Below are 24724 nucleotides of genomic sequence, written 5' to 3' on the forward strand. Positions count from 1 at the left end.
CGCCGGAGGGGTGGACATGAAGCAGCCCGACGTCGTCAGGAACGTCGGGCTGCTGGTGTGAGGCCGGTGTTCAGGCGCGGAGCGTCAGGGTCGGCTCGCCCCGCTCGTCGCCCGCCGGGTCGCCGATCACGGCCGTGAACGCCTCCGTGCGGACCTTCAGGCCCTCCGGGGTGCGGGTGAAGACGGGGTCGAAGACCTCGCCGGAGCCGCCGTAGCGCACGGCGAAGACGTTCAGGTCGTCCGGTGCTCCCGGTGCGGGCGTCGCCTCGATGGCCGTGGAGGCCACCAGGTGGGACCAGCCCTCGTCGGGGTTGCCGTAGCCGCGGGGGTCGGCGGCGAGGGCGAAGGCGGCGAGTTCCTGGGTGGTGTCGGCGCGGGCGTCGAAGAACTCCGGGCCCTCGGCTGCCGGGTGGGTCAGCCGCAGGTCGCCGGCGGAGGTGACCTCGGCGTCCGCGATCCGGCGCAGGCCGTCTCCGTCGTCCGACAGATACGGCAGTCCGGCCAGGAGGTACGGCTCGCCCGGGAGTCGTTCGACGGCCACCGTGGTCCACAGGCGGGTGCCGTCGGTGACGTACAGGGACTGGACGTGCCGCAGGACGTGGTCACGGGTGACGACCGGCTTGGTGACCAGCTTGGCCGTGAGGCCGTCGGCCCGGACGTCCCGGACGCGGGTCTCGCCCATGGGGCGGCAGAGCAGGAAGCCGTCGACGACCGGGCCGAAGCCGTGCTGTCGGTCGACGGCGGCCGGGAGGTGGTACGTCCCGTCCGCCTCGATCAGGGAGGGGGTCATCTTCGAGTCGAAGGCGACCGAGACCCCGCCCGCCCGCAGCTGGTGCCTGGACGGCCGCGTGGAGGGGGTGCGGTGCCAGGGGGTGGTGTCCTGGATCTGCCAGACCAGCATCCACGCGAAGTGGCCGTCGACACCGCCGTCCGGCTTGACCGCGTGCCGGCCCCAGAGGGTGTCGCCCCGGTAGCGGCCCAGGTCGGCGCCGATACGGTGACCGAAGTAGCGCAGACCGAGGACCGACTCGAAGCCGGAGTGCTGCTCGCTGTAGCGGGGGCCGCCGAAGTCGAAGCCGCCGGTGGTGAGGCGTGCGTCGAGGTAGTGGGCGAGGGCCTCCCCGTCCTGGCTGAAGACCTCCGACCGCGTGACCCGGTGGGCCTGGGCGAGGAAGGACAGCGAGATCGGGCCGTAGTTGTTGTCGTACGCGCCACCGTGCTCCGGCGGCAGCGGTGCGCCGCGATCCCACACCTGGTTGCGCTGGATCATGCTGGCGTACAGGGCCCTCGCCCCGTTCCGCATCCCCTGGGCATCGTGGCGCGGGAGGTGACGAGCGAGCATCAGGCCGCCTACGACGCACCCGATGGCCTGGTTGGCCGCGTCCTGCGGGTTGAAGAACGTCGCCTGGGTCAGCCAGCGCCAGTAGCCGCGCGCCATCTCCCGTACGGCGTCGGTCTGTTCCTCGTCGAGGAGCCCGTCGGCGAGGTCGAGCAGGTTGACCGCCTGGAGCAGCGCCCACACCGTGCTCGGCCAGTCGCCGATGGGGTGGGCGCCGGGTGCCAGGGTGTAACGGGCGTACGGGTACCCGGAGTTGCGCACGCGCAGGTTCGGGTAGCCGGGGTTGTCGTCCGTGTAGACGCGTTCCCGGAGGTGGAAGTCCGTGCTGCGGCGGACGGCCTCCGGCAGGCGCGGGTCCTTGGTGCGGTGCCAGGCGAGAGCCAGCAGAGAGGTGATGCCGAGGGAGGTGTCGCCGATGTCGTCGACGCAGTCGGGGTGTTCGAGGTTGCCCTCGGGCGTGATGCGCGCGAGGGCCTGCTCGACGACGTCGGCGAGGACCGCGTCGTACGCCTCTGGAGTGTCCGGCAGGTCGTGCAGCGAACCCAGCTGACGTGGGAGGTACACGGGGATCAGCCTTTCATGCCTGGGGTGGCCATGACGTGGTTCGGCGGAGTCACACGACGGGTGCAAGCCGGCGGGCGCGCAGTGCGACGGTCAGCGTGTGCGGGCCGAGTCCACCGATGTAGACACGGTTCCCGGTCGTCGCGTCGGTGCCGCCCACCACGGAGTAGTCCTGACCCGGGTCGTACCGCAGTACCTCGCTCCGGTCCGGCCCGGCGAGCGGTTCGCCCGCCTCGATGCCGGCCTCGACCCGGATCTCGTCGTCACCGACCCGGTAGGTCATCGTCCCGGTCGTCAGGCACCAGCGTCCGTCGCCGATCGGTACGGCGCCCTCTGGCACGCCGCCCGGCCGGAAGGTCAGTTCGAGGGACCAGGGCACCCGTGGTCCGCTGATGTCGATCCGCAGGTCGGCACCGTCCTCCCGCAAGTCCACCTCGACGCGGGTCGTGTGGGAGACCTCGTCCCGAGGCCGGTCCGGGAAGGCCATCGAGGCCGAGAAACGTCCCTCGTCCACCAGCCGGTAGACGCCGTCGTCCCGCTTCTGGTCCTTCGAGAGCGGCTGGTAGTAGCCGGCCGTGAGGGTTTCGGTGAGCCGGTACCGGTTGTCGGCGGGCTGTTGCATGTCGGCGGCGCGGAACGGGCCCAGGTCGAAGAAGCCCCGCGAGAGACGGACCGCGTCGAGGACGGCGTCGCCGGCGAACAGGCGCAGGAAGGTGGGGTTGCAGGCGAGGCCCGAGCGGATGCGCCGGTGCTCGGGCACGTCGGAGCCGCCGTACACCACCGTGTGCGCGGTGGCCGAGGCGCGTGCGGCGAGGCGTGCGGTGGTGAGGTACCGGTCGCGCGGAAGGGGCTCCGCGGTCGGGGCCGGCAGGGCGCGGCACAGGTCCGGGGTGAGGAGGGTCTCGGCGAGCAGGTCGGGGTCGTCGATACCGCCGGCGGCCGCCAGCCGCGCCACCCGGGCGAAGTCGCCCCGGCCGGTGCGGATCGCGAGCAGCCGGTAGTGCGGCAGGTAGGGCGCCAGCGGGAACGGCTGGTACTGGTCCTGCCGTCGCGAGTGGACGGTCTCCACCGTGCCGTCCGGCCTGATCAGGTCCAGGGTCGTGGCGAGATTACGTTCGACGGCGTACAGCAGGTCGGCGCGGCCGAGCACTTCGGCCAGCAGCAGCAGCGACGGGTTGGACACATGGGCCGCGTAGTTGGCGCTCCGTTCCGAGTACAGGCCCTCCGCGTCGATGTCGACGCCCTCGGCGAGCCACTCCTCGACGCGGTCGAGCAGCCGGTCGTCCGAGAACGACCGGTGCAGCCGGGCCAGCGCCGCGCACAGCTCCCAGCGGTGGTTCGGGGTGTGCACCCCACCCGTCAGGAGACTGTCGAAGGCGGCGCCGGCGATCCCGGCGAGCGCGGCCGTGACGTCGCGCAGTTCCGGCCCCGCGCCGGCGGCGAGGACGTGCGCGTCGCACACGTCGTTGACGGTGAAGGCGGAGTCCGGCGGTGACTGCACGTTGTCGCCGCCGGCGAAGAGGCCGGTGGTGGTCTGCGTGGCCCGCAGGGCGCGGAGGTGGGTCGTCATGGCGGCGACGGCCTGGCCGCTGCCGTGCAGTGCCGAGTCAGGGGAACGGTATGCCGCGACCAGGGTCTTCACCCGCCGCGCCAGACCACGGTGCGGCACACCGGCGGGTTCCTCGTCGGGGCGGGCCGCCAGCGGGGCGGCCGTCCGGTCGGCGGCGCGGGCCGCCGACCGGACGAACTCGTGGTCGAGCGGGGTGGGCAAGGTCAGTCCTTCAGTCCGGCGTTGATGTCGGCGTTCATGACGTACTTCTGGAACACCAGGAAGACGACGATCAGCGGGACCATGGAGATGACCGATCCGCCGAGCAGCACCGACCAGTTGATGTTCTGCGCGCCGACGAGGCTCTGGATGCCGATCTGCACCGTGAACTTCTCGGGGTCGTTCAGCATCAGCAGCGGCCAGATGTAGTCGTTCCACCTCCACTGGAACGACAGGATGGCGAGCGTCAGCATGATGGGCCGGGAGAGCGGCACCATGATCCGCATGAAGATCGACAGCTCACGCGCGCCGTCGATGCGGGCGGCCTCGATGAGCTCGTCGGGGACCGTCAGGAAGAACTGGCGGAACATGAAGCAGCCGGTCGCGGTGAGCAGGGCCGGGAGGATGATGCCGGAGAGGGAGTTGTAGAAGCCGAGGTCGCGGACCACCAGGAACAGCGGGGCGAGCATGACCTCGGCCGGCAGCATCGTGGTGGCGAGGATGCAGAGGAAGAAGGCCTTCAGCCACTTGTTGTCGTACTTGGCCAGCGCGTACCCGGTACAGCAGCTGACTCCCACCGTGAGGATCGTCGCGATCAGACACACGATGATCGTGTTGACGAAGTACCCGGAGAAGTTGGCGCTCGCCCACGCCTCCTTGTAACCCGACACGGTGGGATCGTCCGGGAACACCGTCAGCGGAAGGGAGAACAGGTCTCCCGCCGGTTTGAAGGAGCTGAGGACGAACCACAGCACCGGGATCCCGTAGAGGCCCGCCAGGACCCACAGCAGAGTGGTCGGGGCGATCGCGCGCCGAAGCCCTCCGGTTGCCGAGCCACGGGGCCTCTTCTTGGAGACGGCCCGTACGGAGTCGGCGTCGACCTTGCGCGGCATGTCTGTGGTTGTCATCGGTTCTCCACCCGCCGGTTGACCATCATCTGGATCACCGCGACGGCCATCAGGATGAGCATGAGCACGAACGACGCGGCGCTCGCGTAGCCGATCTGGCCCGACTTGAACCCCGTCTGGTAGATGTACTGGACCAGCAGGTTGTTCGACGTTCCGGGTCCACCGTTGTTGAGGGAGGCGAACACCGCATATTCCTTCATCGCGTGGATCGTGTTGAGCAGGATGACGATGAAGGACGTGGGGGCGATGCTCGGCAGGGTGATGCTGATGAACTGGCGCCACGGACCGGCGCCGTCGAGCGCCGCCGCCTCGTAGTACGACGTCGGTACGTTCTTGATCGCCGCGATGAACAGCAGCATGGAGAAGCCGGTCCAGGCCCAGGCTGCCGCCACCACGACCACGAGCAGTGACAGGTCCGCGTTCGACTGCCAGGGAACGGCGCTTCCGCCGACCTTCTCGATGAAGTAGTTGACCAGTCCGAAGTTCTCACCGAACATCCATCGCCACAGGACACCCACGATGATGGGCGACAGCAGCCACGGGATGAAGAAGAAGATGCGGGCGACCGACGCGCCCTTGGCGTGCTTGCTCACCAGCACGTTGGCGATGAGCAGCGACAACACGAAGTTCAGCGGGACGAAGAGCACGGTGTACAGCAGCGTGCGGGTCGTCGCGGAGTAGAAGGTCGAGTCCCCGAGCAGCTTCTGGTAGTTGTCCAGTCCGACGAACTGGAACGCACCCACGCCCGTGTAGTTCGTGAAGGAGTAGACGAGCCCGATCACCGCCGGCCAGACGAAGAACAGCGCGAAGAGCACGACGTTGCCCGTGATGAGGACGAGCGGTGCGAGGGTGTACTTGCTTCGTCTCCTGGGCGGGCTCACGGACACGTCCGAAGCGTCCGGGGCGCGTTTTGTCATCTTCCTGACTCCGTGCTGGGGGAATGGATCCTGGGGGCTCAGGCCATGAGCCCGGCATCACGTGGGTGGGGTCCGCGGGCCCGGGCGGCGGTGTCTCGACCCCGCCGCCCGGGACTGTCGGCCTGTGATCAGCCGCCGACCTGCTGGTTGTAGCCGTCCACGATGTTCTGCAGGGCCTTGTCGGCCGACTGCTCGCCGTTGATCGCCTTGCCGAGCTCCGCCTTGGTCGGGTCGTCGGCGAGGCTCTTGCCCTTCAGCACCCAGTTCGTCTGCGCGCCGCTGAAGTAGCCGGAGATCGGGTCGTAGAGCGGGATGGACTCGTTGTAGAGCTTGAACGCCGCCTGCGCCGCCTCGGACTTGAAGGGGTACTTCGGGTTCAGACCGCTCTCGACCGGCAGGAAGCCGGAGGCCTCGCACAGCGCCTGGTAGTGGTCGGGCTCGTACAGCCAGGACAGGAACTTCTCCGCGGCGGCGGCCGCGTCGGCGTTGTTGTTGAAGCCGACCGTCATGCCGCCGCTGTTGACGTCACTGGCCTGCACCGGCTGGGCGGGAGTGGGGATGCTCGCCCACTCGAACTTCGTGATGCTCTCCGCGTAGGCGGCGACCTGCCACACGCCGGACCAGTAGGCGACGACGTCACCGCTCTGGAACATGGCCGACGGGTCGGCGCCGCTGGTCCACACCGACTTCGGCATGGTCTTGTCGTCGTTCCATCCGACGAAGGTGTTCACGGCCTTCTTGGTCGCCGCGTCCACCGAGAACTTGCCGGAGTCGTCGGCGTGGACGTACTTCCCGCCCATCTCGTACACCATGGCGCGCAGCCGGGACGGCGACTGGTCGAAGGTCAGGGAGTACTTGGCGTCGGTCTTCTCCCGGACCTCGTCCGCCGCCTTGATGAACTCGGTCCAGGTCCAGGTCTTGTCGGGCGAGGTCGGGTAGTCGACGCCGGCCTTCTCGAAGAGCGACTTGTTGATGAACATGCCGGACGCGGTGACGTCCGAGGGGATGGACAGCACCTTCCCGGACGAGTCCTTGGCGACGAAGTTGGCGTTGATCTTGTTCGTCTTGTTGTTGGCGATGTCGCTGAGGTCGATCAGCTTGTTCGACCAGATCGGGTCGAGCGCCGGCACGGCCGCCACGTCGGGCAGCGAGTTCGCCTGCGCGGAGTTGCGCAGCTTCGTCGCGTAGCCGTCGTAGGGGATGTTGACCAGCTTGACCTTGACGCCGGTCTCCTTCTCGTACTGCGCCACCATCTTCTTCCAGCCCGCGTCCTGCCCCGGAACCGTGGAGATCCAGAACGTCAGCGACTTGGAGGTCCCGCCCGAGTCGGATCCCCCTCCGCAGGCGGAGAGCAGCAGGGCACCTGCCGTGGCAACGGCAGCGAGGGGAGCCAGGCGGCGCATACCGCCGCGGCCGAGTCGGCGAGAGCGCCGCACACCCACAGTGGTCATCTTCGATCCCTTTTTTTCGGTAGGGGACGGAGCACGGCGCCGACCGAGGCGGCACGGGTGCATTTTGCAGGAAAGCTGCTTTCCGGGGGGCACGGCCTCGCCCGGCCGCGTCGTCCACGCGGGGCGGGGATCCCCGGCCGTTCTGGCCGTCACCGCACGGGCACGCCCTCGTGCGGTTGCCGTACGTCGAGTACGGGCGGGAGGCTCACCCCAAGTCGGCGTCCCGGCCGACTTAGAAAGCGCTTGTCCGGACATTGGCAGATGCCGGTGGAGTCCGTCAATGCTTCATCGCCGCCCCTCCGGTCACGGTTTGGATTCCCCGGGCCACGGCCAGCCGACTGGCCCCCACGACGGTGCCGCTGTCGCCGAGCGCGCTGCTCACGACCTCGGTGGGCCAGCTCAGCCGGGCCAGTTCCGCGCGTACGCCGGGCAGCAGCCGGGGCTTGGAGCCGACGGCGCCGCCCAGCACGATCAGGCCCGGATCCAGGACGGCGGTCGCCGCGGCGGCGAGTCTGCCCACGTCGGCGGCGTGCCGGCCGACGACGGCGCAGGCCGTGGTGTGTCCGGCGTCGGCCAGCGCGAACAGGCCGTCGACGGTGTCCGGGCAGGGGTCGTCCGCGCCCCGCCAGGCGTCCGCCGCCCGCCGCAGCAGGGAACCCGCGCCGATGTGCGCCTCCAGGCCCTCGTGGCGGGGTTCGCGGTCCGCGTCCCACGGGTAGGGCAGCCGGGCCACCTCACCGGCGGCGCCGTTCGCCCCGCGCAGCACCTGGCCGCCGATGACGACACCGAGACCGATACCGACGCCGATCCGCAGATAGCCGAAGGTGTCCCGGCCCCGGGCGGCGCCCTCGTGCAGTTCGGCCAGGGCGGCGCAGTTCACGTTGTTCTCGACGTGGACGGGCACTCCGGGCGGGAGGGCCACGGTCAGGGCGTCGAAGATGGGGCCCGCCTTGGCGGTGGCAGGGCGTACGGCCGTGCCCTCCCGGCTCTGGACGGTGACATCGCCGACGGCGACGACGATGGCGCGCAGCGGCGCCCCGGCCGACAGCCCGGAGAGGGCGTCCGCGACCACGTCGACGGTGTCCGCCCGCAGGCCGGTGCCCTCGGCGAGCAGGGTGCCGTCCAGGGCACAGACCCGCACCCGGGTGACGCTGGGGCCGAGGTCGACGGCGAGCACCGCGCCGGCGGCGAGCCCGAGATCATATACGGCCGCTGACCTGCCGGTTCCGCCGTTGAGGGTGCCGGAGCGGGCGGCGAGGCCGGCCGCCTCCAGTTCCGCCACGGCGGTGGAGACGGTCGGCTTGGAAAGGCGCGCCCCGGTGGCCAGCTGGGGGCGGGTAGCGGTGCTCGACGCGGCCAGTACGGCGAAGACAGCGCGGGCGCTCTCGCTCAGTTGCATGCTCTCCCCAGTCGTGCCAGTCGTACCGCGATCATCCGGCCGCACGGTCGTGCGGTATCCGGGTCCGAACCCTTGACGCACCCTTATTCGTTAGTTAATTTCCTAACGAAGTCAAGCGGTACTCGCCTACCGCACCGACAGAGGCCCGTCCCGGGGCTTCCCTAGCACCCCCCACAGACCCTGTGTGTCCAGGCACGGTTTCGCCCAGCCGTCGCTGCGCCATCGCAACGCAACGACGAAAGAGGCCTTTCGTGCAGGACTGCACGCCCGTCGCGGTCGGTATCGACGTGGGCGGCACCAAGACCCATCTCCGTGCTGTCACGGGGACGGACTCCGTCGCCGATCACATCCGTGCGAGCCGCGGCTGGCGGCCGCACGACCCGGCGGCCGCGACCGCCTGGCTGGCCACGCTGGTCGGGGAGGCGCTGCCCGCGCACACCCTCCCGTCCGCCGTGGCCGTCGGCGCGCACGCCTGCGAGACACCCCGGCAGTGCGAGGGGATACGTCTCGCCCTCCAGGAACGGCTTCAGGTGCCGTGCCTGGTGGTGGGCGACGCCGAGCTGCTGGTGCCCGCCGCCGGTTTCGACCGGGGGGTGGGCCTGGTCGCAGGCACCGGTTCGGTGGCCGTCGGCCGGTCCGCCGACGGCACCTCGGTGCAGGTCGGCGGCTGGGGCGCGGTCCTCGGCGACGAGGGCGGCGGCGCCGGTCTGGTCCGGGAGGCGGCCCGTGCCGTGTGGGCGGCGCACGACCGGGGCGAGGCACCCGACGCGCTCGCCGACCGGCTGGTCGCCGCCTTCGGGGTGAGCGAAGTCCCGGCTCTCGGCGGGGCGTTGGAAGCCGCGGCAGACGTGTCCGCCGACTGGGGCCGACACGCGCCCGTGGTGTTCGAGGCCGCCGAGGAGGGCTCTCTTCTCGCCCACCGAGTGATCGCCCAGGGGGGCCGCGCGCTCGCCTCGCTCGTGGCGCGGCTCGCCGCCCGCGGGGTCTTCGTGGACGACGTGGTGGTGGCCGGCGGGACGATCCTCGCCAGGCCCGCCCTGTACTCGGCATTCGCCGAATCGCTCGTGGACGCTGTACCGTCCGCGCGACCGCATGTGCTTCAAGTGCCGCCGGTCGAAGGGGCGTTGACACTCGCACGAACTCTCCTCCGACCGGTCACCCGCTGATCACCGTCCGGTCGCCGACCGGACATCAACCGGTCATTCGTCAACTCCACGCTCAGCCCGCACCCGCTCATCACACCGCGAAAGGAGCGGCGCTCCATGCCGTCATCTGCCGGGCACCACAGACTCAACCGCCGTGTCTTCCTCAGGACCTCCCTCGGCGTCTCGGCCGGCCTGATCGCCGCTCCGACCCTCGCGACCATGTGGCAGGCCTCAGCGGCCGAGGACAAGGCCGCCACCGCGTTCACCCCGTTCGTGGACGACTACACCACCAACATCACGGCGAACCTCACCCCCGAGACCAACGCCGTGGTCCGCGCGCTCGGCGGCTTCGCCGAGATCTGGAAGACGGGGAGCGCCTGGAACACCGGCACCCCGCTGCTGCCGGAGATCCTGCGCGCCAACGTGCGCTACTGCGAGCGCCTCACCCGCCGCCGTACGGAGGCGCAGGCCCGCGAGGCGTTCGTCTACGACCGGCAGCACCAGAGCTACGCCATGATCAACGCGCTCGGCCCGCTGGCCGAGCTGTACCGCTCGGGCGCCAAGGCGGTCACCTCGATCACCGCCGCCCCCGACGGCATCCCGGCCGCCAAGATCAACGACGCCGTGCCGGCCGACGCGCCCGCCGGCTCCGCGCTGGGCGCCGGCTCGTACACCTCGGACCTCGGCCAGGTCGCGAAGCTCGTCGACACCGTGCGCGGCCCGTTCGCCTCGGGCAACCCCGCCAAGTTCACGTTCCAGTACCCGCGTCCGTGGCGGATGAACGAGGACAGCGAGGTCGTCGACACCGGGAAGAAGGACGAGCTCGGGTTCCCGGTCTACGACTCCGAGGTCGTCGTCGTGACGCAGCTGCTGCGGCAGCGCGGCGAGAACCCGGCCGAGGACGGCGGTTTCCCCAGCGGCCACACCAACGCCTTCCACCTGGCGGCGCTGGCGTTCGCGTATGCGGTCCCGGAGCGGTTCCAGGAGATCGTGACCCGCGCCTTCGAGCTGAGCCACACCCGGATCATGTCCGGCATGCACTCCCCGGTCGACGTCCTCGGCGGCCGGGTCATGGCCACCGCGCTGGCCGCCGCCGCGCTCGCCGACCCGAAGAACGCCGCCCTGAAGGCCGCCGCGCGCAAGCAGGCCGCCGAGTACTTCCAGGCGAAGACCGGCACCACCGCCGACACGCTGTTCGCCCACGCGCACTCGGACGCCGACGACCGGTACGCCGACCGCCAGGCCAACGCCCGTGTGGTCGAGCCGAAGCTGACGTACGTGCTGACCCGGCGCGGTCGTTCCGAGGACCTGACCGTGCCGAAGGGCGCCGAGGTCCTGCTGGAGACGCGGCTGCCGTACCTCGACGCGGCGCAGCGGCGCGAGGTGCTGCGCACGACCGCGCTGCCGTCCGGGTACGTCCTGCTGGACGGCTGGGAGCAGTGGGGCCGGCTCAACCTGTTCGCGGCGGCGGACGGTTACGGCGCCCTCGACGCGGATGTCACCGTCACGCTGGATGCCGCGCTCGGCGGGTTCAACGCGGCCGACACCTGGCGCAACGACCTCGACGGCTCGGGCGGCCTCGTCAAGAAGGGCAGCGGTTCGCTGACGCTGGCCGGCGCCAACCGGTACAAGGGCGACACCGTCGTGGAGGCCGGTGTCCTCGCGGCGGGCTCGAAGGATGCCTTCGGCCGCGGTGACGTCCGGGTGAAGGGCGGCACGCTGGCCACGGGCGACCACACCGTCCGCATACGCGGCGCCTACGCGCAGGCCGGTGTCCTCGACGTGACGCTGGACCGGGCCACCGACCCGGCCCTCGTGGTGGACAGGCACGCGGTCCTGGAGCGGGGCAGCAAGCTGGTGGTCCGCTTCGACGCCGAGCAGGCCCCGCGTTCCGGCAGCACGGTCGAGGTCGTCGAGGCGCGGTCCCTGCAGGGCCGGTTCGCCGAGGTCTCCGTGGCCGTCGAGGGCTGGACGGCCGAGCAGGTCTTCACCGCGCACGGTGCGTCGGTGCGCCTGCGGAAGAAGTAACTTCCCTCGTACGCAGGGTTGTTGGGGGTGGCTCGCGCCGCCCCCAACAACCTTTTACAGGCTCGGCGGCAGGGCCTGCTCGGCCCAGATGGTCTTGCCCGCGCCGCTGGGTCTGCTGCCCCAGCGGTCGGTGAGCTGGGCGACGAGGAGCAGGCCTCGGCCCCCCTCGTCGAAGGTGCGGGCCCGGCGCAGATGGGGTGAGGTGCTGCTGGCGTCGGAGACCTCGCAGATGAGGGTGCGGTCACGGATCAGCCGCAGCTGGATGGGGGCGCCGCCGTAGCGGATGGCGTTGGTGACGAGTTCGCTGACCACGAGTTCGGTGACGAAGACGGCCTCCTCCAGGCCCCAGCGGGTGAGCTGTTCGGTGGCCAGTTTGCGCGCGTTGGCGACCAGCGCCGGGTCGTCGGAGAGGTTCCAGACGGCCACCTGTTCCGCGTCGAGGGCGCGGGTGCGGGCGAGCAGCAGGGCCACGTCGTCGGCCGGGGTGTCGGGCAGCAGCGCCTTCAGTACGGCGTCGCAGGCGCTCTCCAGGCTGTCGACCGGCTCTTGCAGCGCGGCGCACAGGGCGGCGGTGCCCGTGTCGACGTCACGGTCGCGGGCCTCGACCAGACCGTCGGTGTAGAGGGCGAGGAGCGAGCCCTCGGGCAGCTCCAGCTCCGTCGCCTCGAACGGGAGTCCACCGACGCCGAGCATCGGTCCCGCCGCCACCTCGACGACCTCCACACTGTCGTCGGGCCGCACCACCACGGGCGGCACATGTCCGGCCGAGGCGATCGAGCAGCTGCGGTCGACCGGGTCGTACACCGCGTACAGACAGGTCGCGCCGATCTCCCCGTCGCCCGTGCCGTCACCGGCCGCGAGGTGCTCGACGAGGTCGTCCAGGTGGGTGAGCAGCTCGTCGGGCGGCAGGTCGACGTCGGCGAGCGCCCACACGGCCGTGCGCAGCCGGCCCATGGTGACGGAGGCGTGGATGCCGTGGCCGACGACGTCCCCGACGACCAGCGCCACCCGGGTGCCGGACAGGGGGATCACATCGAACCAGTCGCCGCCCACCCCGGCCTGCGACAGCGCGGGCAGGTAGCGGGAGGCGAACTCGACGGCCGCCTGTCCGGCGACCGTCTTGGGCAGCAGGCTGCGCTGGAGCGCCAGCGCTGTCGTGCGTTCCCTGGTGTAGCGGCGGGCGTTGTCGACGCAGACCGCCGCCCGGCTGGAGAGTTCCTCCGCGAGGGACACGTCGTCCTGGTCGAAGGCGTCGGGGTGCTCGGGGGTCAGGATGCGGACGAGGACGGCCACGCCGAGCGTCGTGCCGCGCGCGACCAGCGGTACGGCCATCAGGGACAGGTCGTGGTCCTCGGCCTCCTGGAGCTTGGCGGAGCGGGCGCCGTGCTGCGCGAACCAGGAGTCGAGGGCGTCGTCGCCGGTGCGGGCGAGCACGGGCGCCCCGGTGAGCAGGGCGCGGGCGGGCGGCGAGGCGGGCGGGTAGACATCGGCGGACCCCAGGCCGATCGCCGCCTCCGGGGCACCGGGTGTACGGGAGTGGTGGGCGGCCCGGCGCAGTTGCACACCGCCGTCCACGGGGACCGTCTCGGGTTCCTCGCCCTGGAGCACGGACTCCAGGAGGTCGACGCTGGCGAAGTCGGCGAGCCGGGGTACGACCAGCTCGGCGAGTTCGCGGGCGGTCTGGACGACGTCGAGCTTGGTGCCGATGGACCCGGCGGCCTCGTTCAGCAGGGCGAGGCGCTGGCGGGCCCAGAACTGCTCGCTGCTGTCGAACCCGGCGAGCGCGGTGCCGATCAGCTCGCCGGAGCGGGTCCGCACGGGCCACATCTCGAAGCTCCAGGCGTGCATGCGTCGGCCGGACGGTGAGCGGGTCCAGCTCTCGTAGTGCACCGGCTGCCCGGTCTCCGCCACGATCTCCAGATGGCGCAGGAAGCCCCGGCTGTGCTCGGCGTCCTCCACGGTGTCGGGGAAGTACTGGTGCCGGAACTCCTCCTCGGGCTGACCCATGACCTGGCACGCCCAGTCGTTCATCCGCAGATAGCGCTGCCCGGTGTCGAAGATCGACATGGACATCGAGGCCTGCTTGAAGGCCAGCTCGCCGAGGCCCCGCTCGGCCTGGTCGGGTGTCGCCTGGACGACGAACCGCCGCCGCTCGTCCTCCCCGCCCCGTAGCGGGCAGATCCGCAGCGCCACCTTCTGCCGCCGACCGTCCCGGTAACGCAGTCCCACCACCGCGTCGCCGTGCGTCAGCAACGTCCGCCACACCGCCGCCGCGTCCCCGTCGACGAGGTCCGCCGCCGGCCGCCCGGTCACGTCCCCGGCGGTGTACCCGGTGAGCCGCCGGGCCCCTTCGCTCCACCCCGCGACGAGGCCGCGCGCGTCGACCACCGCCATCGCCTCACCGGCCCTGGCAGCCCGCGACGCGCCGGACGCCTTCGTCACCATATGGCCAGGATGGTCCGTCCGAGGCGGGGCATCAACCCGGATACGCCCTGGCGTACCGGGTACGCGGCCCGCCACGGGGCCAGGGCCTGGCAGTGAGGGAGTGCGTGCCGAGCCCCGCGGCCCAGGCGTGATCCGGACGACAGGCCCTAGCCGTAGCTAGAGCGGGGTACGGGATTCGAGGTCCTGGCGGGTGTCGTTGCCGTAGACGCCCGTTTCGTCGCCCCGGATGCCGTACCAGAGCTGGAAGCGCGCCACCGCCTCTTTCAGTACGGCGTCGTACTGGCCCGAGGTGGAGCCGTTGTCGTACACATTCGGGATACGGAGCAGCCGTTGCTGGAGTTCGGAGACCTCGGTGCCGCTGTCGCCCTCGCGGAGGGTGCCGGCACCGTCCGGGTCGACGTCGGCGTTCTGGGCGGGGGCGGACGTCGCGGACGTCGCGGGCGCCGACGGGGTCGGCGTCGGGGTGACGGTGCGCGCCTCCTTCTCCGTGTCGCCGCCGGGCAGCAGGAGCGCGGCGCCGAAGCCGATCAGGGCCGCCGCGCCGACGCCGACGACCACCGCGGCACGCTTCAGGCCGGATCCGCCGCCGGGCACCGGACGCCGCCGCTGCCGTCGCTCACCGCGCGGGACCGTGCCGGAGCCGAAGTCCTCGCCGACCATGACCGGGGGCAGTTCCTCGGTCTCGTACTCCGTCCGGGGCAGGATCCGCTCGGGAGCGGGCCTCGGTTCCGGCGCGGGTGTCGGCGTCGGCGCGGGTGTCGGCGTCGGTGGTACGGCGACGGTCTCGTACTCGTCGTTCGGGGGGGTCGTCCCCTTGTACTGCTCGAACTCACGCAGCAGCTCAGCCAGGGCCTCGGTCCTGCGTCGGCGCATGACGTAGGTCGGCTCGATCGTGGGACGCTTCGCCGTCCGGCCCGGTTCGGGCGGTTTCGACACGCTGTTCTCCTTCCGTGCACGCGGTCTCCCGCCATCCCCGTGAGGAGATACGGGAAGCCGGGCCGGGAGGTTCAGCTCACCCGACGGTCACGGGGGCGGCGGGAAGCACGGCGACGACCTCCCAGCCGGGTCCGTCCTCGCGCGGACGGGCCCGGATCCGGCCGCCGAGCGCGGTGACACGTTCGGTGAGACCGACGAGGCCGAAGCCGCCACCCCGGGCCGCCTCCGGCAGCCGGGTACCGCCGCGTCCGTCGTCGCGCACCGAGACCTCCAGGTCACCGCGGGCGTAACGGAGGGCGACGGTGACCTCGGTGGCGTCGGCGGCATGCCGGCGGACGTTCGTCAGGGCCTCCTGCACCACGCGGAAGGCGGCGGCCTGCACCTCGTGCGGCAGGTCGTCGGGAACGGACGGGTCGTGGCGCAGCACGGCCGCGCGCCCGTCGACACCGCCGACACCGTCGAAGCCGCGCACCAGTTCGTAGATGCCCGCCAGATCCCCGACCGGGCGCCGGTCGGCGGTCCCGGGCTCGGACCCGTCGTCGTGATCGCGCAGCACACCGACCGTGCGGCGCATCGAGGCCAGTGCCTCGGTCGCGGCCCGCTCGATGCCCGCGAGAACGGGATCGAGACGCTCGGGTTCGGTGGTGGCCATCATCCGCGCGACCTGCGTCTGCACCAGAATCCCGGTGACGTGGTGGGCGACGAAGTCGTGCAGGTCGGCGGCCATGGCGAGGCGTTCCGCCCGGCGGGTCTCGGTGACGACCTGGGTCCGGCGGTGGTCCAGGGTGCGCAGATAGGCGGCGAGGGCGGCCGTGACCCCGCCGAACAGCAGCAACAGCGCGGTCACGCCGAGGAGGCTGGCGTCCGGTTCGACGGCGTAGTACGGCAGCGGCAGCGCGAGCAGCACGACACCGTCGAGGAGTCCGCAGGCCAGCGCCCAGCCGGGCGGGCAGTTGCGGACGGCGACGACCAGCAGGCACAGCAGCACGGCCGCCTGGCCCGGGCCGAAACCGCCCTTCTCCTGGGCCACAAGCAGGATCACCACGTTCGCGGCGGCGGCCAGGGCGGGGGCACTCGTGCGCACCTGGGGAGTGAGCCGGGCGGGCCGGTGGCGCTCGGGCCACAGCAGCGCCGCGAGGCCGACGACCAGCGCGAACAGGTGCAGCCACAGATAGGCGGTGTCCTCCTCCAGCCCCAGGAGGAGAAAGTCGGAGCCGCAGGCCAGGAGCAGGACCACGATGCCGCCGACGCGTACACAGCCCGGCTTGGCGGGGCGCACCGGCCGTCCGGGGTCGCCGCCCGCGGGTTCCTTGGTGTCGAGCACGAGGTTCACGCGGATCACAGTAGGCAGCCCCGGTGGCCCCCGTATCGGCCGTACGGCCGAGGGAGCGCGTCCGGCGGGCCGTGAGGCCTGGCCGTTCGGCCGAGGCGGGCGCCCCCGCCGCCGGGAGAGGTTGGGTGCCGCAACCCCACCTCTCTCCACCAGGAGCACCTCATGGAACGCAAGCCCCTCATCATCACCGGCGTCGCGGTGGCGGCCGTGGCCGTCGGCGGCGGAGCCCTCACCTACGCGATGAGCGGCACGGAATCGACCACCGGGCTCGACAAGTACAGCGCCGTGACCGTGGACGGCCAGCAGGGGCTGAGCGGCACCATCGCGGCCGGCCGCATCGCGTCCAAGTACAGCCCGCTGCCCTGGATCGGCGGCGAGACGTCCGACCTGAAGTGCCCCGACCTCAAGGCGGTGGCCGGCGCGAAGGTGACGTGCACCGCGAAGGACGGCGACGGCAAGGACCTGTCCATCCCCGTCACCGTCGTCAAGGCCGATGCCTCCAGCGTCACCTGGAAGTTCGAGCGCGCCTAGTCCGACCGGAAAGGAACCGTCACCCTCATGAGCACCGTCCTGGCCGGCAACGGCCTCATCAAGAAGTACGGCCCCACCAGCGCGCTGGTGGGCGTGGACGTGGAGGTCGCCGAGCGCGAGTCCCTCGCCATCATGGGCCCGTCCGGCTCCGGCAAATCGACCCTCCTCCACACCCTCGCCGGCATCATCCGCCCCGACGACGGCCAGGTGCTGCTGCGCGGCGAACGCATCGACCACTGGGGCGAGAACAAGCTGAGCGCCCTGCGCCGCAAGCGCTTCGGATTCGTCTTCCAGTTCGGCCAGTTGCTGCCCGAGCTGCCCGCCGAGGAGAACGTCGCCCTCCCCCTGATGCTGGAGGGCATGCCCCGCCGCCAGGCCGTGCTGCGGGCCCGCCGCTGGTTCGCCCCGCTCGGCCTCGCGGGCCTGGAGCACCGCCGCCCCGGCCAGCTCTCCGGGGGCCAGGCCCAGCGCGTCGCCATCGCCCGCGCCCTCGCCGTCGAACCCGACGTCGTGTTCGCCGACGAGCCCACCGGCGCCCTTGACCAGTCCACCGGCGAGGAGGTCATCCGCCTCCTCACCTCGGTCACCCGCGACCAGGGCGCCTCCCTGGTCATGGTCACCCACGACGCCGAGGTGGCCGCCCACTGCGACCGCATCCTCCAGGTGAGGGACGGCCGGGTGAGCGGCTACAGCCAGTACACGGTGGCGTGAGCGCCCGGTAGGGGCGCGGAGCTGTATCGATATGCGGCTCCGCCGCGTGGGCGCGACCAGCCCCGGACAACCCGCACCCGCCATCCCACCGAACCGACCCAGCTCGTAGGCACCCGAATCTCCCCGGAGACCAAACATGCGTTCCCCCGTCCTGCCACTCACCTGGCACCTGGCCCGCTCGTCCGGGAGGCGCGGCCTGCAGAGCCACCTCCTCTCCGCCGCGGCCGCAGCCGCCGGCGCCCTGGTCCTCCTGACGCTCCTCGCCGCCTACCTGGGCTCCGGCACCCGGGCCGACCGAACGGCCTGGCGCACCCCCGACGGCGTATCGGCGAAACAGGCCACCGCCGTCCAGACGCTCGGCACGACGTACGTGGACCACCACCCCGTCACCGTCGTCTCCCTGGCCCAGCTCCCGAACCGACCGACGACCCCCACCCCACCCGGCCTGGACCGATTCCCGGCCCCCGGCCACTCCTACCTCTCCCCCGCCCTGGCGACGCTGATGCGCGAGCTGCCCGCCGAGCAGCTCGCGAACCGCTTCCCCACCAAGACCGACCACGGCACGATCGGTGAGGCCGGTCTCGCCGCCCCCGAGGAACTCGTCGCGGTCATCGGCCGAACCCCCACCGACCCCGCGATCACCCAGGCCGCCGAGGGCAGCGCCCTCGACACCCTCGCAGCCCGCGCCCGTGTCTCCGGCTTCACCGGCATCAAACCGAGCGTGTTCACCTCCTTCGACCAGCAGGCCTCGGTGCTCGGCGGCGCCCTCCTCGTCGTCCCCGTGATCGTGCTGGCCTCGGCCGCCGGACGCCTCGGTGCCGCACGCCGTGAGCAGCGGCTCGCGGCTCTCCGCCTGGCCGGAGCGACACCTCGGCAGATCCTGGCGATGACCGGCGCCGAGTCGGCGGCGGTGGGCCTGGCCGGCGGCTTCCTCGGCGCGGTCGCGTACGCCCTGCTGCTGCCGGTCCTCGCGCGGGTGCCGTACGGCATCGGCACCTGGTATGCCGGACAGCTGTGGGTCGGCCCGATCTGGCTGCTCGCGGTCGTGGCGCTCGTGGCCGTGCTCACGTCGGTCAGTGCCATGACCACGCTGCGCGGGGTGGCCCGCTCCCCGCTGGGCGTGGCCCAGCAGGCCGATCCGCGCCGGACGAAGCTGATCCGGCTGGTGCTGTTCGTCGCCATCGGGCTGTACGTGGCGATGAGCGCCCACGGCGGCGGGCTGACCACCGGCCGGTCGCTCGCGCTGATCGTCCTGGTGTACGGGGCGTTCTGGACCCTCGGCCCCTGGGTCGTCGACATGCTGGGCCGGCTGCTGAGCCGCTTCGCGCGCCGACCGGCGACGCTGCTGGCCGCGCGCCGGCTCAGCGACGATCCGCGCGGCGCCTGGCGCACGGTCAGCGGTCTGGTCCTCGCGGGTCTCGTCGCCGGGTTCTTCACCGTCGGCCAGGTCGGCATCGTCGGCTACGACTTTCCGGGGCAGGTGGCGGTGCGCGCAGATCACGGAAACCCGCGCGAACTCGCCGCACAGGCACGGGAGTTGCTCGCCGAGGCCAAGGTGAAGGCGAGTGTGGAGACGGCGGACGCCGACGCATGGGACGGGATGCTGAACGGCGACAAGGGCGTCGTGGTCCAGGTGCGCGGCGGTCAGGAGCAGATGGACACCGCGGCGACCGCGCTGTCCTTCCTCTCCCCCGGGAACCTGCCGTTCACCCAGGACTACGTCAACGCCGAGGGCGACACGACGACCCGGCTCATCGGCGATATGGGGCTCGCGGTCCTGGCCCTGGGCTACCTGGTCGCCGCCTCCTCCGCCGGGCTCACCGCGGCGGCCACGGTGCTCGACCGGCGCCGGGTGTACGGGCTGCTGCGGCTGGCCGGAACGCCGCTGAAAGTGCTGGACCGGGCGCGGATGCGGGAGACCGCGCTGCCCCTGCTGGTCCTCGCCGGCGGTACGACAGCGACCGGGATCTACGCCGGGATGAAGGTCAACGAGATGTTCCACCTGGAGGCGGACTCGTCGGGGGCGGTGCGGCTCGCCCTCTGCGTCGGCCTCGGCACGGTCACCATGTTCGCGGCGCTCGCCGGGAGCAGGCCGCTGCTGCGGAAGGTGACGGCGGAGCGGACGCAGGACCCCGACTGACGGGGCGGACGGAGGACCGGTCCGGGTCCGCGGCACGTCCCCGGACCACACACCTTCACTCCCTCCCCTCCCCCGGGTTCCCCCTGTCTCCTCTCCTCTCCTCTCCTCTCCTCTCCTCTCCTCTCCTCTCCTCTCCTCTCCTCTCAGGCATGATGCGCTCATGAACGACCGCAGCCCGATCCGGGTGCTGATCGCCGACGACCAGGACATGGTCCGCACCGGCTTCCGTTTCTTCCTCGACGCGCAGCCCGACATCACCGTGGTCGCCGAGGCCGCCGACGGCGAGACGGCCGTGCGGCTGGCCCGCGAGGTGCGGCCCGATGTGTGCCTGCTGGACATCCGCATGCCGAGACTGGACGGCCTGGAGGCGACCCGGCTGCTGGCCGGTCCAGGCGTGACCGATCCGCTGCGGGTGGTCGTGGTGACCACGTTCGACCTCGACGAGTACGTCTACGGGGCGTTGCGCGGCGGCGCGTGCGGCTTCCTCCTCAAGGACTCCGGGCCGACCCTGCTGGCCGAGGCCGTACGGGCGGCGGCGGTGGGCGACTCACTGGTGTCGCCGTCGGTGACGGTCCGGCTCCTCAAGCACGTCACGGCGGAGAAGGAGGCCGTCCCCGGCCCCGAAGCGCCGCGCCCCCAGGAGCCGTTGACCGACCGGGAACTCGACGTCGTACGCCTGGTCGCCCTGGGCCACACCAACGCCGAGATCGCCGCCTCGATGTTCGTCTCCCTCTCCACGGTCAAGACCCACCTCGGCAGCATTCAGCTCAAGCTCACCGCCCGGAACCGGGTGGAGATCGCGGCGTGGGCGTGGCGGACGGGGCACGCGGGCGACCGTTCGTGACGGAAGAACAGCGAGGGCAACGTGTTCGGCAGGACGACCTGGACCGCTCCCGGCCCCTTCTACGCCTGACGGAGGCTCACGTCAGCGTGACACGGATGCCGATCGTCCCGTCGGCGCCCCGGCGCAGACGGCTGCCGAGGAGGGTGAGGCGGCCGAGGACACCGTACTTGCGGGCGATGAGCCTGCGGTAGGCGGCCGAACCCGCCGCGTCGAGGATCTCGGCGCGGGCGGGGACGGAGTCGCCGGTGGGATTGCCACGCAGGTCGCAGGGGCCGACGAGGACATCGGCGCGGTTCCGGATCCGCTTGACCTTCCAGGAGTCCGCGACCGTCCAGATGCCGAGCGCGTCCCCGTCCCGCACCACCCATACCGGTGTCGGGACGGTGGTGCCGTTCTTGCGGTAAGTGGTGATCAGTAGGTAGCTGCCCGCGCCGAGCGCGTCGAGCGAGGTGTCGTCGGCCATGGCGGGAGTCTAGGTGTACGGCCGTCGGCGGGAACCGGCGGCCGTACCCCCAGGAACGAACGGTGCGGCGGCGTCAGTCGAGCAGCCCGTCGTAGTCGGGCAGCTTGTACGTGCGCTCGGCGTGGCCACCGACGAGGTCGGTGGTGTTGTTGCCGACGTTGGCGATGATCGTGTAGCCGTCCGACTCGATGTCCGCGCGCGAGGCGGTCTTGTAGGCGGAGACCTCGGCGAACAGGTCGGGCAGGTCACGCACGTAGAGGCCGTCGACGGGGTAGCCGACGGTCTCCAGGTTCCACTCGGTGACGCTCTCGATGATGCCCGGGCGGGCGGTGACGAAGAAGACGTCGACCCCACGGGACTTGGCGTACTTGGCCAGTGCCAGGGAGGGCTTCAGCGCCGGGGTCGGCAGCTGGTACCAGGGCGTGTAGTGCGTCTCCAGCGTCGTGTTGTCGATGTCGAAGACGATGGCGAGCTTCTGCCCCGAGGAGTTCGCGGTGCGCTGCTGAATGTAGGGAGTGGCCGTGTCGATGACGGCCTTCACGTCCGCCTGCCAGGTCGCGTAGCCCACCTCGGCGGCCGCGGCAGCGCTGACCGCCGCCTCGCTCGGCGCGGCGGCGGCCGGAACCGCGGCGCCCACCGAAGCACCCAGACCCAGTACGGCCACCGCGGCGACCGTGGTGATGCGGCGTCCCACACCGCTTGCTGTCATGTTCGTCCCCTTTTTCTCATGTCAAAGCGGCGAGGTCGTCGGAACCTTCGCCGCGCTCGTCATGGTCATGCCCATTGGTGGCCGGGAGACTACCTAAAAGTTACTGATTAGTAGAGGGGTCTCGACGATCATTGTTCGGCGGCCACGAGGAAGCCCTCGCGCGAAGCCGGGCGGCGCTCGGGGGCACCGGTCGAACCCGGCCCCTGTGAAGATCGCCGAACTGTCGGCAAAGGCCAACCGACAGGTCTACATTGCCCGTTGGATGAAGCACCTTCACAGAAGATCCAGGAGTTGATGCCGTGACGGACAACCCGGCAGCCTCGGACTTCCCTTCCTCGCCGCTGAACAGCCGCATCGTCACCACACGGCCGGCGGCGGCGCGGATCTGGAACTACTGGCTCGGCGGCGGGGACTACTACGAGGTCGACCGGGAGGCCGGGGACGAGATACGCCGACTGCACCCGAGCATCGGCGACTACGCCCGCGCGGACCGGCTGTTCCTCGGGCGGGCCGTCCGGCATCTGGTCACCGACTTGGGCATCCGGCAGTTCCTGGACATCGGCACGGGACTGCCGACGGCGGAGAACACCCACGAGGTGGCGCAGCGGATCGCGCCGGAGTCGCGGATCGTCTACGTCGACAACGACCCGCTGGTCCTGGCGCACGCCCGCGCCCTGCTGACGAGCACACCCGAGGGGCGTACGGACCACGTCGACGAGGACCTGCGCAATGTCGACTCGATCCTCGAACACGCCGGCCGGACCCTCGATCTCACCCGGCCGGTCGCGGTGATGCTGCTCGGCGTGGTGATCTTCATCGGGGACGAGGAGGATCCGTACGGCATCGTGCGCCGGCTCGTCGACGCCCTGCCCGCCGGCAGTCATCTGGTGCTGTCGCACACCATCACCGGTCCGGACCTGCCCGACGTGGACGCCGCCGTCGAGTGGTGGAACGCGCACGGCACCCCACGGATCACCCAGCGCACGCCGGAGGCGGTCGCCCGCTTCTTCGACGGGCTGGACCTGCTCGACCCCGGTGTCGTCTCGTGCTCCCGCTGGCGTCCGGACACCACCGGCGGCCGCCCTCCGGAGGAACCGGCGGAAGTGGCCATGTACTGCGGAGTGGGAGGCAAGCGCTGATGGCGACCGACCGGGTCAGGCTCCAACTGGACGTCACCGACTTCGACCTGGCACGTTTCCAGCCGTACGTCGACAAGTGCCGTACCTCCGGCATCCGGCTGACGACTCTCTCCGAGCTCGGCGACACCCCGGAGCACCGCCGGGCATTGTACGAACTCAACAAGGAGTGCTCGGCGGACATCCCGGAGCGCGGCGCGTTCCACGAGTACGACGAGTACCACCGGCTCCGCTTCGAGGTGCCCGCCTACGATCCGCGCGGTGTCGTGCTGGCCATCGACGGCGACCGGTGGATCGGTATGGCGGCCACCTCGGACCGACGGAGGTCCGGGTTCGTGTTCAACGAGATGACCGGGGTGCGGGTCTGTCACCGGGGCCGGGGCATCTCGGTGGCCATGAAGACGTTCGGCATCGGGTTCGCCGGGATCTGCGGAGTGAGCACCGTCCGCACGGTGCACCATCCGGCCAACGCGCACGCGATCGCCATGAACCGGACGTTGGGATACGTCGACGCGGTTTGGTGAACATGTGCCGGCCGCCGCACGTATGAAAGGAGGGCGCTCAAGGACCGGACGCCCTGGCGGTGTTGACACCGTGTCGGACGGGGTTCGGGAGCCAGGCAATGAGGCACGCACGACGGCGAGTCGTGAAGCGGGTGGCGCGGCTGACGGCCGCCGGTGGACTGATCTGCGGAGCCCTGATGGTCACGCAGGCGGCGATGGCGACCGAACCCACCACCTCCCCGCCCGCGACCCGAAGTGCGGTGCTCGCCGCGTCCGGCACCGGAAACGGTCTGGTGACCGAACTGGGCTCCGAGCGTACGGCGGGCACCTGGATCGCCGATGACGGCAGCCCGGTCGTCGCCGTCACCGACGAGAAGGCGGCCGTCGAGGTCAAGCAGGCGGGCGCCCGTCCCAAGATGGTCGAGTACAGCGGCGAGGACCTGAAGTCCGCCACGGAGGCGCTGCGTTCGGCGCCCCGGGTGTCGGGTACCTCCTGGGCCGTCGACCCCGCCTCCAACGAGGTCGTGGTGCGGGCCGACAGTACGGTCTCCAAGAAGGACTGGTCGAGCCTGACCGACCTCGCCGAGGAGATCGGCGGGTCCGTGCGGATGGAACGCACCGAGGGCACGTACACGATGCGGCTCAACGGCGCCCAGCCGATCTTCGGCACGGGTGGGCGCTGTTCGATCGGCTTCAACGTGACCGACGGCGAGAACGACTTCATGCTGACCGCCGGGCACTGCGGTCCCGCCGGTTCCGTCTGGTTCGCGGACGACCAGGGTCAGCAGGAGATCGGCCGGACGACCGAGTCCAACTTCCCCGGCGGCGACTTCTCGCTCGTCCAGTACCTCCAGGACGCGCCGAGCAACAAGACCAACGTCGTCTCGGTCGGCGACGGCCGCGGGGTGCGCATCACCTCGGTCGGTGAGGCGGCGGTCGGCCAGCGGGTGTTCCGCAGCGGCAGCACCAGCGGCTTCCGCAACGGCGAGGTGACCGGCCTCGACGCCACGGTCAACTACCCCGAGGGCACGGTCAGCGGCCTCATCGAGACCACGGTCTGCGCCGAACCGGGCGACAGTGGCGGCCCGATGTTCTCGGAGGGCGTGGCCCTGGGCGTGACCTCGGGCGGCAACGGCGACTGCGAGGCGGGCGGTACGACGTTCTTCCAGCCGCTGTCCGACGCCCTCGACGACCTCGGCGTCCAGCTGACCGGCCTGCCCCAGTCCGCCGCCCAGCCGACCGCCGCGGCCGACGGCTCCTCGGACGACGACTCCCAGGGCGCCGCCGCTCCCGGCGGGGCCGAACCGGGCTCCGTGGAGCCCGTCGAGTCCATCGGCGCCGCCTCCGACCTCCTGGACCGCCTCGTCGACCCCCGCAACGTCGGCCCGGGCCTCCTGGTCATCGCAGGCAGCATGGTCGCCCTGGCGGCAACCCGCTTCATCCGCACAGAACAGGAC

General features: G+C 71.3%; 20 protein-coding genes. 9 read left to right on the plus strand and 11 right to left on the minus strand.

Annotation, left to right across the window (positions count from 1 at the left end; all coding sequences use genetic code 11):
• Positions 1 to 70: 70 nt before the first annotated feature.
• From ACFU53_RS32350 to ACFU53_RS32375, 6 genes are all read right to left on the minus strand, one after another.
• Positions 71 to 1903 (minus strand): hypothetical protein, encoded by a 1833-nt coding sequence (locus ACFU53_RS32350; protein WP_384000380.1) that lies wholly within the window; start codon positions 1901 to 1903, stop codon positions 71 to 73.
• Positions 1904 to 1952: 49 nt separating this feature from the next.
• The gene (locus ACFU53_RS32355; RefSeq protein ID WP_384000383.1) at positions 1953 to 3671 is read right to left on the minus strand and encodes a hypothetical protein; all 1719 of its coding nucleotides are present in this window, start codon (positions 3669 to 3671) and stop codon (positions 1953 to 1955) included.
• Positions 3672 to 3673: 2 nt separating this feature from the next.
• Positions 3674 to 4576 (minus strand): carbohydrate ABC transporter permease, encoded by a 903-nt coding sequence (locus ACFU53_RS32360; RefSeq protein ID WP_384000386.1) that lies wholly within the window; start codon positions 4574 to 4576, stop codon positions 3674 to 3676.
• Entirely contained in the window at positions 4573 to 5493 is a 921-nt protein-coding gene (locus tag ACFU53_RS32365) for a carbohydrate ABC transporter permease (RefSeq protein WP_384000389.1), read from the minus strand. Before ACFU53_RS32365 ends, ACFU53_RS32360 begins: the two co-directional genes overlap by 4 nt.
• A gap of 128 nt (positions 5494 to 5621) precedes the next feature.
• Positions 5622 to 6944, minus strand: a complete 1323-nt coding sequence (locus ACFU53_RS32370; RefSeq protein ID WP_384000392.1) for an extracellular solute-binding protein — start codon at positions 6942 to 6944, stop codon at positions 5622 to 5624.
• Positions 6945 to 7221: 277 nt separating this feature from the next.
• Positions 7222 to 8343 carry an ROK family protein gene (locus ACFU53_RS32375; RefSeq protein WP_384000395.1) on the minus strand — a complete coding sequence of 374 codons (1122 nt, stop codon included), beginning with the start codon at positions 8341 to 8343 and terminating at the stop codon, positions 7222 to 7224.
• Between the two features lie 251 nt (positions 8344 to 8594).
• Here ACFU53_RS32375 and ACFU53_RS32380 point away from each other — a divergent pair, with 251 nt between their 5' ends.
• Entirely contained in the window at positions 8595 to 9509 is a 915-nt protein-coding gene (locus tag ACFU53_RS32380; protein WP_384000398.1) for an N-acetylglucosamine kinase, read from the plus strand.
• Positions 9510 to 9605: 96 nt separating this feature from the next.
• A complete protein-coding gene (locus ACFU53_RS32385; protein ID WP_384000401.1) occupies positions 9606 to 11516 on the plus strand; it encodes a phosphatase PAP2 family protein in 1911 nt (636 codons plus the stop codon).
• Positions 11517 to 11570: 54 nt separating this feature from the next.
• On the opposite strand, the gene ACFU53_RS32390 is transcribed toward ACFU53_RS32385, so the two are convergent.
• From ACFU53_RS32390 to ACFU53_RS32400, 3 genes are all read right to left on the minus strand, one after another.
• Complete coding sequence (locus tag ACFU53_RS32390; protein ID WP_384000404.1) at positions 11571 to 13961, minus strand: SpoIIE family protein phosphatase; 2391 nt, start codon at positions 13959 to 13961, stop codon at positions 11571 to 11573.
• Positions 13962 to 14117: 156 nt separating this feature from the next.
• Positions 14118 to 14897: a peptidoglycan-binding protein gene (locus ACFU53_RS32395; RefSeq protein ID WP_384000406.1), complete on the minus strand. Its 780-nt coding sequence runs from the start codon at positions 14895 to 14897 to the stop codon at positions 14118 to 14120.
• A gap of 76 nt (positions 14898 to 14973) precedes the next feature.
• Positions 14974 to 16230 (minus strand): sensor histidine kinase, encoded by a 1257-nt coding sequence (locus ACFU53_RS32400; RefSeq protein ID WP_384000410.1) that lies wholly within the window; start codon positions 16228 to 16230, stop codon positions 14974 to 14976.
• A gap of 162 nt (positions 16231 to 16392) precedes the next feature.
• Here ACFU53_RS32400 and ACFU53_RS32405 point away from each other — a divergent pair, with 162 nt between their 5' ends.
• The 4 genes from ACFU53_RS32405 (at position 16393) to ACFU53_RS32420 (ending at position 20456) form a co-directional block, all read left to right on the plus strand.
• Positions 16393 to 16761 carry a DUF4333 domain-containing protein gene (locus tag ACFU53_RS32405; protein WP_384000413.1) on the plus strand — a complete coding sequence of 123 codons (369 nt, stop codon included), beginning with the start codon at positions 16393 to 16395 and terminating at the stop codon, positions 16759 to 16761.
• Positions 16762 to 16788: 27 nt separating this feature from the next.
• Entirely contained in the window at positions 16789 to 17472 is a 684-nt protein-coding gene (locus tag ACFU53_RS32410) for an ABC transporter ATP-binding protein (protein ID WP_384000415.1), read from the plus strand.
• Between the two features lie 136 nt (positions 17473 to 17608).
• Positions 17609 to 19612, plus strand: coding sequence for an FtsX-like permease family protein (locus ACFU53_RS32415; RefSeq protein WP_384000418.1), 2004 nt, complete (start codon positions 17609 to 17611; stop codon positions 19610 to 19612).
• Positions 19613 to 19772: 160 nt separating this feature from the next.
• A complete protein-coding gene (locus ACFU53_RS32420) occupies positions 19773 to 20456 on the plus strand; it encodes a response regulator (protein ID WP_384000421.1) in 684 nt (227 codons plus the stop codon).
• A 76-nt stretch (positions 20457 to 20532) separates the two neighbouring features.
• Here the strand turns inward: ACFU53_RS32420 and ACFU53_RS32425 are convergent, their stop codons facing one another.
• Both ACFU53_RS32425 and ACFU53_RS32430 read right to left on the minus strand, forming a co-directional pair.
• Complete coding sequence (locus ACFU53_RS32425; RefSeq protein WP_384000424.1) at positions 20533 to 20919, minus strand: PPOX class F420-dependent oxidoreductase; 387 nt, start codon at positions 20917 to 20919, stop codon at positions 20533 to 20535.
• A 73-nt stretch (positions 20920 to 20992) separates the two neighbouring features.
• On the minus strand, positions 20993 to 21628 hold the full coding sequence (locus ACFU53_RS32430) for an HAD family acid phosphatase (RefSeq protein ID WP_384000428.1): 636 nt from the start codon (positions 21626 to 21628) through the stop codon (positions 20993 to 20995).
• A 299-nt stretch (positions 21629 to 21927) separates the two neighbouring features.
• On the opposite strand from ACFU53_RS32430, the gene ACFU53_RS32435 reads away from it, so the two are divergent.
• The 3 genes from ACFU53_RS32435 to ACFU53_RS32445 form a co-directional block, all read left to right on the plus strand.
• A complete protein-coding gene (locus tag ACFU53_RS32435) occupies positions 21928 to 22767 on the plus strand; it encodes an SAM-dependent methyltransferase (protein WP_384000431.1) in 840 nt (279 codons plus the stop codon).
• Positions 22767 to 23288 carry a GNAT family N-acetyltransferase gene (locus tag ACFU53_RS32440; RefSeq protein ID WP_384000434.1) on the plus strand — a complete coding sequence of 174 codons (522 nt, stop codon included), beginning with the start codon at positions 22767 to 22769 and terminating at the stop codon, positions 23286 to 23288. The genes ACFU53_RS32435 and ACFU53_RS32440 overlap by 1 nt, the downstream gene beginning before the upstream one ends.
• Positions 23289 to 23386: 98 nt before the next feature.
• On the plus strand, positions 23387 to 24724 hold a 1338-nt coding region (locus ACFU53_RS32445), incomplete at its 3' end, for a S1 family peptidase (protein ID WP_384000436.1).

Source organism: Streptomyces sp. NPDC057474 (assembly GCF_042802555.1).
In the GTDB taxonomy this organism is placed as follows: Bacteria; Actinomycetota; Actinomycetes; order Streptomycetales; family Streptomycetaceae; genus Streptomyces.

Excerpts from the sequence above, each read along its gene's own strand:
- ACFU53_RS32360 (WP_384000386.1), bottom strand. The coding sequence starts at position 4,576 with ATGACAACCACAGACATGCCGCGCAAGGTCGACGCCGACTCCGTACGG.
- ACFU53_RS32365 (WP_384000389.1), bottom strand. The coding sequence starts at position 5,493 with ATGACAAAACGCGCCCCGGACGCTTCGGACGTGTCCGTGAGCCCGCCC.
- ACFU53_RS32370 (WP_384000392.1), bottom strand. The coding sequence starts at position 6,944 with ATGACCACTGTGGGTGTGCGGCGCTCTCGCCGACTCGGCCGCGGCGGT.
- ACFU53_RS32375 (WP_384000395.1), bottom strand. The coding sequence starts at position 8,343 with ATGCAACTGAGCGAGAGCGCCCGCGCTGTCTTCGCCGTACTGGCCGCG.
- ACFU53_RS32385 (WP_384000401.1), top strand. The coding sequence starts at position 9,606 with ATGCCGTCATCTGCCGGGCACCACAGACTCAACCGCCGTGTCTTCCTC.
- ACFU53_RS32390 (WP_384000404.1), bottom strand. The coding sequence starts at position 13,961 with ATGGTGACGAAGGCGTCCGGCGCGTCGCGGGCTGCCAGGGCCGGTGAG.
- ACFU53_RS32405 (WP_384000413.1), top strand. The coding sequence starts at position 16,393 with ATGGAACGCAAGCCCCTCATCATCACCGGCGTCGCGGTGGCGGCCGTG.
- ACFU53_RS32410 (WP_384000415.1), top strand. The coding sequence starts at position 16,789 with ATGAGCACCGTCCTGGCCGGCAACGGCCTCATCAAGAAGTACGGCCCC.
- ACFU53_RS32415 (WP_384000418.1), top strand. The coding sequence starts at position 17,609 with ATGCGTTCCCCCGTCCTGCCACTCACCTGGCACCTGGCCCGCTCGTCC.
- ACFU53_RS32420 (WP_384000421.1), top strand. The coding sequence starts at position 19,773 with ATGAACGACCGCAGCCCGATCCGGGTGCTGATCGCCGACGACCAGGAC.
- ACFU53_RS32425 (WP_384000424.1), bottom strand. The coding sequence starts at position 20,919 with ATGGCCGACGACACCTCGCTCGACGCGCTCGGCGCGGGCAGCTACCTA.
- ACFU53_RS32430 (WP_384000428.1), bottom strand. The coding sequence starts at position 21,628 with ATGACAGCAAGCGGTGTGGGACGCCGCATCACCACGGTCGCCGCGGTG.
- ACFU53_RS32440 (WP_384000434.1), top strand. The coding sequence starts at position 22,767 with ATGGCGACCGACCGGGTCAGGCTCCAACTGGACGTCACCGACTTCGAC.